This window comes from Ensifer sp. CCNWLY38 (genome assembly GCF_037120565.1).
GTDB classification, from domain to species: Bacteria; Pseudomonadota; Alphaproteobacteria; order Rhizobiales; family Rhizobiaceae; genus Ensifer; species Ensifer adhaerens_H.
Genome location: NZ_JBBBBO010000013.1, coordinates 133,403 through 145,688, shown reverse-complemented (window position 1 = coordinate 145,688; position 12,286 = coordinate 133,403). Strand labels below are relative to the sequence as shown.

Genomic DNA, 12,286 nt, shown 5'->3' with positions numbered 1-12,286 from the left:
CGGGCATCGGCCTCAACGCCTAAAGATCAAGGGCGAGCTGCCATCGGCAGCCCGCCCTTTTTGCGTACAAGTTTGGGGAAGAACTCAGGCCGGCTGCGGTACCAGCGCTTCCGGCTGGCGCCGACCAATCGTCAGGACCAGCAGGGCAGCGACGACGCAGAGCATGCCCGCGGCGATCAGCGCCGGCGTGTAGGTTTCGAGCGACGTCCGGCTTGCGCCAGCGAGGAAGGTCGCACTGGCGGCCCCGAGCTGATGGCCGGTAAAAACCCAGCCGAAGACGAGGCCTGCGCGTTCCGGGCCGAAGCGTTCGGCCGAGAGCTTCACGGTCGGCGGAACCGTTGCGACCCAATCCAGGCCGTAGAAGATCGCGAAGATCGACAGCGTGTAGATGTTGAAGCCGCTGAGCGGCAGGAACATCAGCGAAAGGCCGCGCAGGCCATAGAACCAGAAGAGCAGCCAGCGGTTGTCGTAGCGATCGGAGAGCCAGCCGGAGCCGACGGTCCCGATGAGATCGAACACGCCGATCAGCGCCAGGAAGCCGGCTGCTGCGACAGCGGCAATACCGACGTCTCCGCAGATCGAAACCCAATGGGTCTGGATCAGGCCATTGGTGCTGAAGCCGCAGACGAAGAAGGTGGCGAACAGCACCCAGAAGGTGTTGGTCTTCGCGGCGTCGGAAAGCTCCCTGATCGGTGTCATGAGCAGCGCGCCGAAGTTCTTTGCCTTCGGTGGTGCCGGCACCACCTGTTTCGAGCCGAAGGGCGCGAGGCCGAGGTCTCCAGGGCGATCCTGCATCAGCAACAGAACCAGCGCGAAGGCCGCCATGAGGATGACGACGATCAGCGTCAGTGCCGAGCGCCAGCCGATCGTTTCCGTAAGAGACGCGAGCAGCGGAAGGAATACCAGCTGCCCCGTGGCGTTGCTGGCGGTCATCAACCCGACGACGAGCCCGCGCCGCTTGTCGAACCAGCGTGTCGCGACTGTCGCGCCGAGAACCAGCGCCGTCATGCCGGTGCCGACGCCCAGCACCACGCCCCAGATCGCGACCAGGTGCCAGAGCTCCGTCATGTAGAAGGAGGCGGCGATGCCGGCGATGATCAGGACCAGCGCCGCAGAGACGACCTGGCGCACGCCGAAGTGGTTCATGAACGATGCTGCGAAGGGGCCAAGCAGACCGAACAGGCAAAGGCGGATCGCCAGCGCCAGCGAGATCTGGGCATTCGACCAGCCGAACTCGGTTTCAAGCGGCTTGATCAGTACGCCGGCCGAGCCCATGGCGCCGGCGGTCGACAGCATGACCAGGAAGGTGACGGCGGCCACAGCCCAGCCGTAATGGATATTGCGTTTGGCTAGATAACGCGCAAGCGCCGGACCGAGCATCGTCGACTTCCTTTCGTCCGTGTTTTCGGGTGTGCGAGAGCGCTGCGCGGGCTTTCGGGGCGCAGGTCGCAGGTTGAATTGTTGTTTGGCAGTTTGCTGACGGTTCCTGGCAGGCCAGGTTGTCTAGAGCGCCAGAAGCAGGTCCTCTAGCTGGGCGGCCGCGTCGGTCCCCAGTCGCGCCTCGATCTTGTCCTGTGCGGCCTGCCAGAGCGGTGCGCCGTCAATGAGAATCCGATGGCCGTTTTCCGTAAGTTCGACAACGGCCTCCCTCTTATCTTTCCCGCTTCCGGTTGCCGCCAACCCCATTCCTTCCAGCACCTTGACGTTGCGGCTGACCGTCGAGCGCTCGAGTTCGATCTTGCGGCCAAGTTCGGTCATCGAGATCGGTTCATCGCGCGCGATGTGCCGAAGAAGGCTGAACTGGGCGAGGTTGAGGCCAATCGGTTCCAGCGCGTCGTCGTAGACCGACGTCACTCTCCGGGTGGCTTTGCGTAGAAGGGCACAGTAGCAACGAGACATAATGTGTGTATATACACGCAAATTGATCGAGTCAAGCGCCGGGGTGAGGCACGGCGCTATCGTGTGCCAGGCGGTGAAGTGATCGTGGTGGCGTTCAGGGCGCGGACCTCAATCGACGTACGGCTCAAGCTCCTTGTCGAACTCGACCTCGACGACATTGTTGAAAAGGGCGGTTGCCACCATGATGCCCGAGAAGGCGACGAGATCGACCAGTGTCTTGGCGTCGTAGCGTGCCTTCAGGCCCGCCCAGATCTCCTCGGGGACAGCATTGCTGTCGGCGACGATGGCTCGTCCGAAGGCGATCAACCGCTGTTCGTCGTCGGTCGGCGTGACCGTGTGGAAGTCGATGCCGGCATTTGCGAAGGCGCGGCGGAAGAAGCCCATCGCGATCGGCGATCGCAAGGCTTCGGAGATCGCGTGCGAAAGAAACCAGATCTCCCGGTCGTCAAGCGCCGGGCGCAGTTCCTCGCGCAGTGTGAACCATTCCGCGTAGATGCGGTGCGCCACCGGCGAGTGCAAAAGCGTGCGCTTCATGTTGGTCATGCGTCCGCGCACGCGCACCTCTTCGTCATGGGCGGCACGGATTGCGTCCGAGGCGGTGTCGTAGTCGATCTGCGGGATATGGCTCACGGGTCTTGCCTGTCTTGAATGGCGCACTCCTGGTGCGCATGTGATGGGAGGTGTCAGACGGTGCTGAGCAGAATGCTCGTTTCGCTGTTTGAGACGCCGTCGACGTCGCGCACTTCGCGCAGGATGCGGTCGAAATCGCTGAGGCTGTTGGCGCGGATTTCGGCGACCAGATCCCAGCCGCCGTTGGTCGTATGCAGCGCGTAAAGCTCGGGCAGGCCGCGCAGATATTTGATGACCTTGGTGGTGTTGCGGCCGCTGACCTCGATCATCATGATCGCACGGATGGCGCGATCGTCGTAGTCCTGCCGCACGCGCAGCGTGAAGCCGAGCACGGCGCCGCTTTCGAGCAACCGATCAATGCGTGTCTGAACCGTTGCCCTCGATACGCCGAGCACGGCCGCGATCTTGGAGTAGGGCGCGCGGCCGTCTTCTCTGAGGAGCGAGATGAGCTGGTGATCGAGGTCGTCGAAGATATGCATGAAAATTGTATAATCCGACTGCGCAAAATGCTCAATAAGGCTTTGCATATTAGGCAGGTTTAAAATTTCAACTCACTTCTTGCAAGCCTAGGCTGAATTCATCGAATTTCTCCGATGGAGTAGGTAACGTGGTTCAGTATGTCGGTGTCGGCAACGTAATCGAGCTGGTCAAATCGATCGGCATTGAGACGTTCCTTGTGGGGCTTGCGGAATACATCGAGGATGATTTCCGCCGGTGGAACGCATTCGAGAAAACCCCGCGGCTCGCGAGCCACTCGAAGACCGGCGTCATCGAGCTGATGCCGACCTCGGACGGCGAGCACTACGGCTTCAAGTACGTCAACGGCCACCCGAAGAACCCCAATGTCGGGTTGCAGACGGTCACCGCTTTCGGTGTTCTCTCCGATGTCAGCACCGGCTATCCCTGCCTCGTCTCCGAAATGACGATCATGACGGGCCTGCGCACAGCGGCCACCTCTGCGCTCGCTGCAAAGTACCTCGCTCGTCCCGATGCCCGTTCGATGGCGATCATCGGCCTCGGCGCCCAGTCTGAATTCCAGGCGCTTGCCTTCCGTGCCCTGCTCGGCGTCAAGCGGCTGCAGGTCTTCGACATCGATGCCGAAGCCGCCGACAAGTTCTGCAACAACCTCGCTGACATGGACTTCGATATCGTCGTCGCCGCGACGGCCGAGGAGGCCGTAGCCGGCGCCGACATCATCACGACGGTTACGGCCGACAAGCGCAACGCCACGATCCTCTCCGACAACATGGTCGGCGCCGGCGTGCATATCAATGCGGTCGGCGGCGACTGCCCCGGCAAGACCGAGCTGCAGGGCGACATCCTGCGCCGCGCCGATGTCTTCGTCGAATATCCGGAGCAGACCCGTATCGAAGGCGAGATCCAGCAGATGGCGCCGGACTTCCCGGTCACGGAACTCTGGCAGGTCATCGCCGGCGAGGCCGAAGGCCGCCGCAACAACGGTCAGATCACCATCTTCGATTCCGTCGGTTTTGCCACCGAAGACTTCTCGGCGCTGCGCTTCCTGCGCGACAAGATCCAGGGCACGGCGTTCTACACCGAGCTCGACCTGACGACGCAGCCGGACCATCCGCGCGATCTCTACGGCCTGTTCCGGCAGCAGCCGGCTGCCCCTTCTGAGCGGAGCGCTGCCTGAAATGAAGAGACTGTCCGTACAGGCGCCGAAGGGCGTCGTGATGATCCGCCCGCACCATTTCGGCCCGAACCCGATGACGGCCGAGGATAACGCCTTCCAGGCGACCGACGCGGCACGCCAGCCGTTGGCGATCGCCAGGGCCGCTTACGACGAAGTCAGCCGCATGGCCGATGGCCTCGCCGGTGCCGGCGTCGCGGTGCATCTCTTCGAGGATGAAACGACGACGCGTCCGGACTCGGTCTTCCCGAACAACTGGTTCTCGACCCATTCCGGCGGCCATGTGGCGATCTATCCGATGTATTCCGAAAGCCGCCAGAGCGAACGCCGCTCCGACATCATCGAGATGCTGAAGAACGAGTATCGCGTCCAGGACGTGATCGACTATTCCGGTCTCGAAAAGGACGGCGTCTATCTCGAAGGCACCGGCGCCATGGTGCTCGACCATATTGGTCGCGTCGCCTATGCCGCGCGCTCCAACCGCACCAATGAAGTGGCGCTGGAGCGTTTCTGCACCCACTTCAACTTCGAGCCGATGATCTTTGGCGCCGTCGACCGCCTGGGCAACTCGATCTATCACACCAACGTTTTGATGTGCATCGGCACCGAATTCGCCCTCATTGGTGCGAGCATGATCCCGGATACGGCGCGTCGTCATGAAATCTGCGCACGCCTGGAGGAAACCGGACGCCAGGTGATCGACCTGACGCTTGAGCAGATCGAAAACTTCGCCGGCAACGCCATCGAGCTCGACGGTGCGGACGGTCGCGTGGTCGTCATGTCGGCCCGCGCGCTCGCCTCGCTCCGCCCCGATCAGATCAAGGCGCTCGAAGTCTCCGCCCGCGTGCTCGCCTTCGACGTGCCGACGATCGAGCTTGCCGGCGGTTCCGTGCGCTGCATGCTCGCCGGCGTTCATTTGTCACGAAGAGAACCGGCCGGTACGCAAAAGCTTTACGCCGCCACATCCGATCGATAGAAGCACCTCATCCAAGCCAAAGGTCCTACAAATGTCGCAGTCACGCCCCGTCTACCAGTTCAACAACATCATCGTCCGCACGCCGTCGAAATCGGTCGTCAACGGCCTGCGCGCCGACGATCGCGGCAACCCCACCTTCGAAGGTGTGAAGGCCGAGCACGACGCCTATATCGCGGCGATGAAGGACGCAGGCGTGAAGGTGACGATACTGCCCGCGCTCGAAGCCTTCCCGGATTCGATCTTCGTCGAAGATCCGGCCCTGGTCTTCACCGAAGGCGCGATCCTCCTGCGTCCGGGTGCTGAGACCCGCGTCAAGGAAACGCCGGAGATCGAACCGACGCTGCGCGCCATGTTCGAGACGGTTCTGGACCTGCCGGGTACCGGATTTGCCGATGGTGGCGACGTGCTGACGACGCGCGAAAGCGTGATGATCGGCCTCTCGGCTCGCACCAACAAGGTCGGCGCCGAGGCGCTGCAGGCCTGCCTCACCAAGCTCGGCCGCAAGAGCGAGATCGTTGCAACGCCGGAAGGTGTTTTGCACTTCAAGACCGATTGCTCGCTGCTCGACGACGAGACGGTGCTTTCGACCGCACGGCTGGCGAAGTCGGGCGCTTTCGAGCGCTTCAAGCAGGTGATCATTCCCGAAGGTGAAGAGCCGGCGGCCAATGCGCTGCGCGTCAATGACGTCGTGATGGTCGGCTCCGACTTCCCGCGCACGATCGAGATGCTCGACAAGCTCGGCTACAAGGTCGTGCCCATGAAGACGACGGAGATCGGCAAGATCGACGCGGGCCTGTCCTGCATGTCGCTGCGCTGGTTCAGCAACACGCTCTGATCCGACGCAATCCCCGAAGAGGAACATTATGAAGACGTTGAAGACCACCCTGTTCGCAGGGATCGCCCTTTCCATGGCTGCCAGCAGCGCATTGGCCGAGGACACGCTGCGCCTCGGCATGACGCCGGAGCCCTACATGCCCTTCACACAGGTGAATGCCGGCGGCGAATGGGAAGGCCTTGAAGCCGATCTTTCCCGCGCGCTCTGCGAGAAGATGGCCGTCAAGTGCGACATCAACCAGATGGCCTGGGACGGACTGATCCCGTCGATGAAGGAAAACAAGGTCGACTTCATCATCGGCGCTTTCTCGATCACCGACGAGCGTCGCCAGGTCGTCGATTTCTCGACGCCCTATTACACCGAAGGCACCTCGTTCGTCGGCGCCAAGGCTGATACCAGCGAGATCAAGACGGCCGATGCCGCTGACGGTTCCGGCAAGATCATCGATCCGGCAAGCGTCGAGGGCAAGATCATCGGCGTCCAGACCTCCAGCGTGCAGTCGGCCTATGTCGCCAAGTACCTGACCGGCGCCGAAGCCAAGAGCTACGACACGGCCGACAATTCGGTCGCCGACCTCATTGCCGGCCGCGTCGACTACGTGCTGATCCCCGACCTCTACATCCAGACCTTCCTGAAGTCGCCTGAGGGTGCCGACTACGAGGTCAAGGTCGAAGTGCCCAAGAACGTCGTTCTCGGCGAAGGTGTCGCCTATGCCGTGCGCAAGGGTGATGCCGCCACCCTCGAAAAGGTCAATGCCGGCCTTGACGCCTTGGAAAAGGACGGCACGACCCAGAAGCTCGTCGACAAGTGGATCTTCGGCAAGAAGTAAATCGCTCTTCAAGGGCGGCGTGTGGCCTATGTTTCGCGCCGCCCTCGATCGCCAAACCGGCCGCAGCGCCGGGGCATCTTCGCAGCGACCGCTATCGCGAACTCGCCCACGGGCAGCGGCGTGAGGGCTGACGAGACAATCGGGAACAGGTAACGACGGATGGACTATTACTGGCAATTGCTTGCCTGGGGCGGCGAGGGCTGGGGCGACGATTTCGCCTGGGGCCTGGTGATGACCCTGCAGGTCTCCGTGGTCGCCTATGCGGTTGCGGTTCTCTTCGGCTTCCTCGGTACGGCCGGCAAGCTCTCGAAACACCGCGTTCCGCGTTTCCTTGCCGATATCTATACCACAGTCGTCCGATCGCTTCCCGAACTGCTCGTCATCCTGCTCCTCTATTTCTCCGTCGCGAGCGGTGCCGAGCGGCTCTTGAAGCACTTCGGTCTGGTGGCCGAGACCTTCCAGTTCAGTTCGTTCTGGGCCGCGATCATCGCGCTCGCCTTCGTCTCCGGCGCCTTCATGACCGAGGTGCTGCGTTCTGCCTTCCTCGCCGTGCCGCCGGGGCAGATCGAAGCGGCGGTCTCGATCGGCATGCCGAGGCGCAAGGTCTTCACTCGCATCATTTTCCCGCAGATGATGCGCCACGCCGTGCCCGGCATGGGCAATCTCTGGCTGTCGATCACCAAGGAAAGTGCCATCATCAGCGTGCTCGGCTCGTTCAGCGAATTGCTCTACACGGGTTACCGTGCCGCGGCCGGCACCAAGCAGTACATCTTTTTCTACGGGCTGACGGCCATCCTGTTTCTCGCGATCACGCTCGTTTCCGTCCTGGTGATCGCCCAGATCGAGCGCCGCCTCAACCGGGGGCATCACTGATGGAAACGATCTCCAACGTCATCGGCTTCCTGCCGGCGCTCATCAAGGCCACCCCGCTGACGCTGCTTTTGACGGCTGTCGCCGGCGTCTTCGGTCTGGTCATCGGCACGCTCGTGGCGCTTGCCCGGCTTTCCGGCCGCCGTGTGCTCTCGGTTCCGGCCTATGTCTTTACCTTCGCATTCCGCGGCACGCCGCTCCTGGTGCAGATCTACCTGATCTACTATGGCCTCGGGCAAATCCTGCCCGGCACCTGGGTGCGCCACAGCTTCCTCTGGCCCTATCTGCGTGATGGCCTGTGGTATGCGATCTTCGCGCTCAGCCTCAATCAGGCGTCCTACAATGCCGAGGTCATCCGCGGCGCGATCAAGGCGATCCCGCGCGGCCAGATCGAGGCGGCAAAGTCGATCGGCATGCGTTCGTCGATGATTCTCCGCCGCATCACCCTGCCGCAAGCATTCCGCTCCTGCCTGCCAGTTTTGACAGGGGATCTGATCATCCTGTTGAAGACGACGTCGCTCGCCTCGACGATCACGATCCTCGAGGTCATGGGCACGGCCCGCATGCTGCAGCGCCAGTCGCTCTTGATCTTCGAACCGCTGATTGCCGCCGGCATCATCTATTTCACCGTCGTCTTCATCCTGACGCGCGTCATGGGCGTGGTCGAGAAGCGGCTCACCCGCTACCGCACGGCGAAAGCATAACGAGGAGGCGCGCCTGGGCGCGACGAGAGGAACGAACATGGTCGCAACAGCGCTATCGGTGAAGAACATTCACAAGAGCTTCGGGTCCGTCGAGGTGCTGAAAGGCGTCTCCTTCGAGGCGAAGTCCGGCGACGTGATCTCCCTGATCGGCAGCAGCGGCTCGGGCAAGAGCACGTTGCTGCGCTGCATCAACTATCTGGAAACGCCCGATGAAGGTGAGATCTCCGTCTCGGGCGAGGTGATCCGCACCGTCAAGGGCAAGGACGGCAAGTTCCATGCCGCCGACAAACGCCAGCTCGAACATATCCGTACGCGCCTTGGCATGGTGTTCCAGAGCTTCAATCTGTGGTCCCACAAGACCATCCTCGAAAACATCATCGAGGGCCCGATCCATGTGCTCGGCATGACGCGCAAGGATGCGATCGGCGAGGCCGAATTGCTGATGGAAAAGGTCGGCATCACCCCGAAGCGCGACCACTATCCCAACCAGCTCTCCGGCGGCCAGCAGCAGCGCGCGGCGATCGCGCGCGCTCTCGCGATGAAGCCGGAAGTCATGCTCTTCGACGAGCCGACCTCGGCGCTCGACCCGGAACTCGTCAACGAAGTCCTGCTCGTCATCAAGAAGCTCGCCGAAGAAGGGCGCACCATGGTCATGGTCACGCACGAAATGTCACTCGCCCGTGATATCTCCAGCGAGGTGATCTTCCTGCACAAGGGACTGGTGGAAGAACGCGGCGCGCCGTCGCAGGTGATGCGTGACCCGCAATCGGCGCGGCTGCGCCAGTTCCTGCAGATGGCTTGAGGAGGCCCCGATGCGCGACGCCAATTTTTCTGAGTTCCTGCCCGAACTCGTCGAGATCCGTCACAAGCTGCACGAGATGCCCGAGATCGGCCTATCAGAGGTGAAGACCTCCGAATTCGTCGCCGGATTACTGCAATCCTGGGGCTTCGAGGTGACGCGCGGCCTTGCAACGACGGGCATCGTTGCGACGCTGAAGCGCGGCAACAGCAACCGCGCCATCGGCTTTCGTGCCGATATGGACGCGCTGCCGATGCAGGAGGAAACCGGTCTTGCCTATCAGAGCAAACATCCGGGCGCGATGCATGCCTGCGGCCACGACGGTCACACCAGCATGCTGCTCGGCGCTGCCTGGGCTCTGTCGAAGGACGAGAGCTTCAACGGCACCGTGCACCTGATCTTCCAGCCGGCCGAAGAAAATTTCGGCGGCGGCAAGCTGATGATCGAGGACGGCCTGTTCGAACGCTTCCCTTGTGAGCGAGTCTATGCGCTTCACAACTGGCCGGGCCTGCCGGTCGGCCAGTTCTCCAGCCGCGCCGGCGCCATGGCTGCCTCGATCGACGTACTGACGCTGACGATCAAGGGCAAGGGTGGCCACGGCGCCCAGCCGGAACTGACGGTCGATCCTGTCGTTGTCGGCTCCAGCGTGGTGATGGCGCTACAGACGCTGGTCTCGCGCAACGTATCGCCGCACCAGCCGTCTGTTCTGACGGTCGGCTCGTTCCAGGCGGGCTCCGCCTCAAACATCATCCCCGATACGGCGGTGCTCGAAATCAGCATGCGCGCGATGGATCCGACTGTGCGCAAGCAATTGCAGGAGCGCGTCGGACAGATCGCCCGCTTGCAGGCAGAGAGTTACAACGCTGAAGCGACCTTCGACTGGCAGGTCGGCTATCCCGCGACAATCAACGATGCCGAGGCGGTTGAAGACGCCCGCTCGGTGATTGGCGAGACCTTCGGCGCCGACGCCTATGTCGAATTGCCCGAGCCGCTGATGGGCAGCGAAGACTTCTCCTTCCTGCTCGAAAAAGTTCCGGGCGCCTATGTGCTGATCGGCAATGGCGACAGCAGTGGATTGCACACCACGCGCTACGACTTCAACGACGAAATCCTCGAGCGCGGGGCGACGTACTTCTACAACCTCGCGCGTGCCGCTCTGGTCTAGAGCGAGGCGGCACCGAACCAATCCGGCCGTTCACGCGGCCGGGTGCAAATCACCGAAGACCGTCGGGATCAGTTCCGCCACGGTCGGGTGGATGTGCACCGCGTGGGTGATCGTCGTGTAGGGTTTGCCGGCATACATCACGTCGAGGATGCTCTGCACCGCCTCGTCGCCGCCGGTTCCGAGGATCGAGGCGCCGAGGATCTCCTTGCTGTCGGCGTCGACGATCACCTTCATGAAGCCCTCGGTTTCGCCCTTCTCGACGGCGCGGCCGACGCGGCTCATCGGTCTGGTGCCGACAAGCAATTTGCGTCCCGATTTGCGCGCTTCGGTCTCCGTCATGCCGGCGCGGCCGAGCGGCGGATCGATGAAGAGACCGTAGGTCGAGATGCGATCGCTGACCTTCCGCGCCCCGCCATCGATGAGATTCGCGGCGACGATTTCAAAATCGTTATAGGCGGTGTGAGTGAAGGCGCCGCGGCCGTTGCAATCGCCCATCGCGTAGATATGCGGCACATTGGTATTGAGCGTTTCGTCGACTTCAATGTAACCGCGGGCGTCGGTCTTGACGCCGGCGCGCTCCAGATCGAGGTCGTCCGTGTTCGGCCGACGACCGGTTGCCAGCAGCAGGTGCGACCCGACGATTTCAGGTGCGCCCGCCGTGCAGTCGACGCCGGCGACGACATCGTCGCCGCGCTTGGCGAAGCGGATGCATTCGGCGTTCAAGCGGAACGCTATGCCCTCTTTCTCCAGGATAGCAAGAATGGCCTCGGAGACGTCCGCATCCTCGCGACCGATCAGGCGTGGGCCCTTCTCGATCACCGTGACCTCGGAGCCGAAGCGGCGGAACATCTGTGCGAATTCCAGCCCGATATAGCTGCCGCCGACGACGATCAAGTGGCGGGGCAGGGTATCGAGATCCATGATCGAGACGTTGGTGAGATGGGGCACGTCCTCGACGCCAGGGAAATCCGGCGTCGCCGCGCGTCCGCCAACGTTCAGGAAGATCTGGTCGGCCGACAGCAACTCATCGCCGACGCGCACATCGTGCGGGCCTTCGAAGCGCGCATGGCCCTCGATGACCGTCACGTTCTGCATGCCCTTCAACCAGCCTTCGACGCCCTTGCGGGAGTTGAATCTCACCGTGTCTTTGCGCGCCATGACGCGGGCGAAGTCGATGGTGATCGGCCCGGTCGTGACGCCATAGTCGGCACCCCGCCGCGCCAGATGCGCCGCATAGGCGCTCGCAACCATCGCCTTGGTCGGCATGCAGCCGGTGTTGACGCAGGTGCCGCCGAAGTGCTTGCGCTCGATGAAAGCGACGGTCTTTCCCGCTGATGTTAGCCGGCCGGCCAGCGAAGGGCCGGCCTGGCCGGCGCCGATGATGATTGCGTCGAAATGTTTCGTCATGACACCGAGGACACCACCCAGAGTGCGAGGAGAACGGCAACGACATCCTCAAGAAGCGCGATCGGCAGATCCTTGCCGCCGATGGCCGCAACGAGGCGCTTGCGGGCTTCGTAGCCGCCGAGGGTTCCGATGACAGCACCGATGACGCCGGCGACCAATCCGCCAAGCATAGCACCTGCGGCCGTTCCGAGCACGGCACCGCAGAAGCCGCCGCTGACGATGCGCGTGCCGAACTGTTGCGGTACCTTGCGGCTCGGCGTGCTCGGCAGTTGGTCGGTCACAAACTCAACCAGGGCCAGAAGGCCAAAGATATAGGGCGTGAAGCGAAAGCCCATGAAGGCTGCCCAGGTGCCGGCGAGCGGCAGCCAGCCGGCTGCGGCTGCAATGCTGACGGCGGCGGGCGCGGTCATGGCGCGAAGGCCGGCGACCACGCCGATGAGTAGCGCGAGAAGATAGATCGACATGAATTCCCCGAACGTTCGCCGGGCGAACCCAAGCCACTAGCCCCCAAGCGGTTCGGG

General features: G+C 62.7%; 14 protein-coding genes. 8 read left to right on the top strand and 6 right to left on the bottom strand.

Going from position 1 to position 12,286, the window contains the following annotated elements; all coding sequences use genetic code 11:
- Nucleotides 1-84: 84 nt before the first annotated feature.
- The 4 genes from V7S54_RS25750 to V7S54_RS25735 all read right to left on the bottom strand — a co-directional run bounded on the left by V7S54_RS25750 (nucleotide 85) and on the right by V7S54_RS25735 (nucleotide 3,008).
- Nucleotides 85-1,380 (bottom strand): MFS transporter, encoded by a 1,296-nt coding sequence (locus V7S54_RS25750; protein ID WP_336409018.1) that lies wholly within the window; start codon nucleotides 1,378-1,380, stop codon nucleotides 85-87.
- Nucleotides 1,381-1,503: 123 nt separating this feature from the next.
- Entirely contained in the window at nucleotides 1,504-1,899 is a 396-nt protein-coding gene (locus V7S54_RS25745; RefSeq protein ID WP_065374742.1) for a MarR family winged helix-turn-helix transcriptional regulator, read from the bottom strand.
- A gap of 108 nt (nucleotides 1,900-2,007) precedes the next feature.
- Nucleotides 2,008-2,529 carry a hypothetical protein gene (locus V7S54_RS25740; RefSeq protein WP_065374743.1) on the bottom strand — a complete coding sequence of 174 codons (522 nt, stop codon included), beginning with the start codon at nucleotides 2,527-2,529 and terminating at the stop codon, nucleotides 2,008-2,010.
- Nucleotides 2,530-2,582: 53 nt separating this feature from the next.
- Nucleotides 2,583-3,008: an Lrp/AsnC family transcriptional regulator gene (locus tag V7S54_RS25735; protein ID WP_065374851.1), complete on the bottom strand. Its 426-nt coding sequence runs from the start codon at nucleotides 3,006-3,008 to the stop codon at nucleotides 2,583-2,585.
- Between the two features lie 92 nt (nucleotides 3,009-3,100).
- On the opposite strand from V7S54_RS25735, the gene V7S54_RS25730 reads away from it, so the two are divergent.
- From V7S54_RS25730 to V7S54_RS25695, 8 genes are all read left to right on the top strand, one after another.
- Nucleotides 3,101-4,183, top strand: coding sequence for an ornithine cyclodeaminase (locus V7S54_RS25730; RefSeq protein WP_336409077.1), 1,083 nt, complete (start codon nucleotides 3,101-3,103; stop codon nucleotides 4,181-4,183).
- Between the two features lies 1 nt (nucleotide 4,184).
- Complete coding sequence (gene ctlX, locus V7S54_RS25725) at nucleotides 4,185-5,156, top strand: citrulline utilization hydrolase CtlX (RefSeq protein ID WP_336409019.1); 972 nt, start codon at nucleotides 4,185-4,187, stop codon at nucleotides 5,154-5,156.
- Between the two features lie 31 nt (nucleotides 5,157-5,187).
- On the top strand, nucleotides 5,188-5,991 hold the full coding sequence (locus V7S54_RS25720; protein WP_336409020.1) for a dimethylarginine dimethylaminohydrolase family protein: 804 nt from the start codon (nucleotides 5,188-5,190) through the stop codon (nucleotides 5,989-5,991).
- A 28-nt stretch (nucleotides 5,992-6,019) separates the two neighbouring features.
- Complete coding sequence (locus V7S54_RS25715) at nucleotides 6,020-6,820, top strand: transporter substrate-binding domain-containing protein (RefSeq protein ID WP_336409021.1); 801 nt, start codon at nucleotides 6,020-6,022, stop codon at nucleotides 6,818-6,820.
- A gap of 159 nt (nucleotides 6,821-6,979) precedes the next feature.
- Complete coding sequence (locus V7S54_RS25710; RefSeq protein ID WP_065374747.1) at nucleotides 6,980-7,693, top strand: ABC transporter permease; 714 nt, start codon at nucleotides 6,980-6,982, stop codon at nucleotides 7,691-7,693.
- Nucleotides 7,693-8,394, top strand: coding sequence for an ABC transporter permease (locus V7S54_RS25705; protein WP_057249177.1), 702 nt, complete (start codon nucleotides 7,693-7,695; stop codon nucleotides 8,392-8,394). The genes V7S54_RS25710 and V7S54_RS25705 overlap by 1 nt, the downstream gene beginning before the upstream one ends.
- A 37-nt stretch (nucleotides 8,395-8,431) precedes the next feature.
- The gene (locus V7S54_RS25700) at nucleotides 8,432-9,196 is read left to right on the top strand and encodes an ABC transporter ATP-binding protein (protein ID WP_336409022.1); all 765 of its coding nucleotides are present in this window, start codon (nucleotides 8,432-8,434) and stop codon (nucleotides 9,194-9,196) included.
- Nucleotides 9,197-9,206: 10 nt separating this feature from the next.
- Nucleotides 9,207-10,358, top strand: a complete 1,152-nt coding sequence (locus V7S54_RS25695; protein ID WP_336409023.1) for a M20 aminoacylase family protein — start codon at nucleotides 9,207-9,209, stop codon at nucleotides 10,356-10,358.
- A 30-nt stretch (nucleotides 10,359-10,388) separates the two neighbouring features.
- Here the strand turns inward: V7S54_RS25695 and V7S54_RS25690 are convergent, their stop codons facing one another.
- Nucleotides 10,389-11,765, bottom strand: a complete 1,377-nt coding sequence (locus V7S54_RS25690; protein ID WP_336409024.1) for an FAD-containing oxidoreductase — start codon at nucleotides 11,763-11,765, stop codon at nucleotides 10,389-10,391.
- Entirely contained in the window at nucleotides 11,762-12,229 is a 468-nt protein-coding gene (locus V7S54_RS25685) for a DUF4126 domain-containing protein (RefSeq protein WP_336409025.1), read from the bottom strand. The genes V7S54_RS25690 and V7S54_RS25685 overlap by 4 nt, the downstream gene beginning before the upstream one ends.
- Between the last annotated feature and the right edge of the window lie 57 nt (nucleotides 12,230-12,286).

What these genes read in the sequence shown, in the direction of transcription:
- V7S54_RS25750 (WP_336409018.1), bottom strand. Translation starts at nt 1,380, where the DNA reads ATGCTCGGTCCGGCGCTTGCGCGTTATCTAGCCAAACGCAATATCCAT.
- V7S54_RS25745 (WP_065374742.1), bottom strand. Translation starts at nt 1,899, where the DNA reads ATGTCTCGTTGCTACTGTGCCCTTCTACGCAAAGCCACCCGGAGAGTG.
- V7S54_RS25735 (WP_065374851.1), bottom strand. Translation starts at nt 3,008, where the DNA reads ATGCATATCTTCGACGACCTCGATCACCAGCTCATCTCGCTCCTCAGA.
- ctlX (WP_336409019.1), top strand. Translation starts at nt 4,185, where the DNA reads ATGAAGAGACTGTCCGTACAGGCGCCGAAGGGCGTCGTGATGATCCGC.
- V7S54_RS25720 (WP_336409020.1), top strand. Translation starts at nt 5,188, where the DNA reads ATGTCGCAGTCACGCCCCGTCTACCAGTTCAACAACATCATCGTCCGC.
- V7S54_RS25715 (WP_336409021.1), top strand. Translation starts at nt 6,020, where the DNA reads ATGAAGACGTTGAAGACCACCCTGTTCGCAGGGATCGCCCTTTCCATG.
- V7S54_RS25710 (WP_065374747.1), top strand. Translation starts at nt 6,980, where the DNA reads ATGGACTATTACTGGCAATTGCTTGCCTGGGGCGGCGAGGGCTGGGGC.
- V7S54_RS25705 (WP_057249177.1), top strand. Translation starts at nt 7,693, where the DNA reads ATGGAAACGATCTCCAACGTCATCGGCTTCCTGCCGGCGCTCATCAAG.
- V7S54_RS25700 (WP_336409022.1), top strand. Translation starts at nt 8,432, where the DNA reads ATGGTCGCAACAGCGCTATCGGTGAAGAACATTCACAAGAGCTTCGGG.
- V7S54_RS25695 (WP_336409023.1), top strand. Translation starts at nt 9,207, where the DNA reads ATGCGCGACGCCAATTTTTCTGAGTTCCTGCCCGAACTCGTCGAGATC.
- V7S54_RS25690 (WP_336409024.1), bottom strand. Translation starts at nt 11,765, where the DNA reads ATGACGAAACATTTCGACGCAATCATCATCGGCGCCGGCCAGGCCGGC.
- V7S54_RS25685 (WP_336409025.1), bottom strand. Translation starts at nt 12,229, where the DNA reads ATGTCGATCTATCTTCTCGCGCTACTCATCGGCGTGGTCGCCGGCCTT.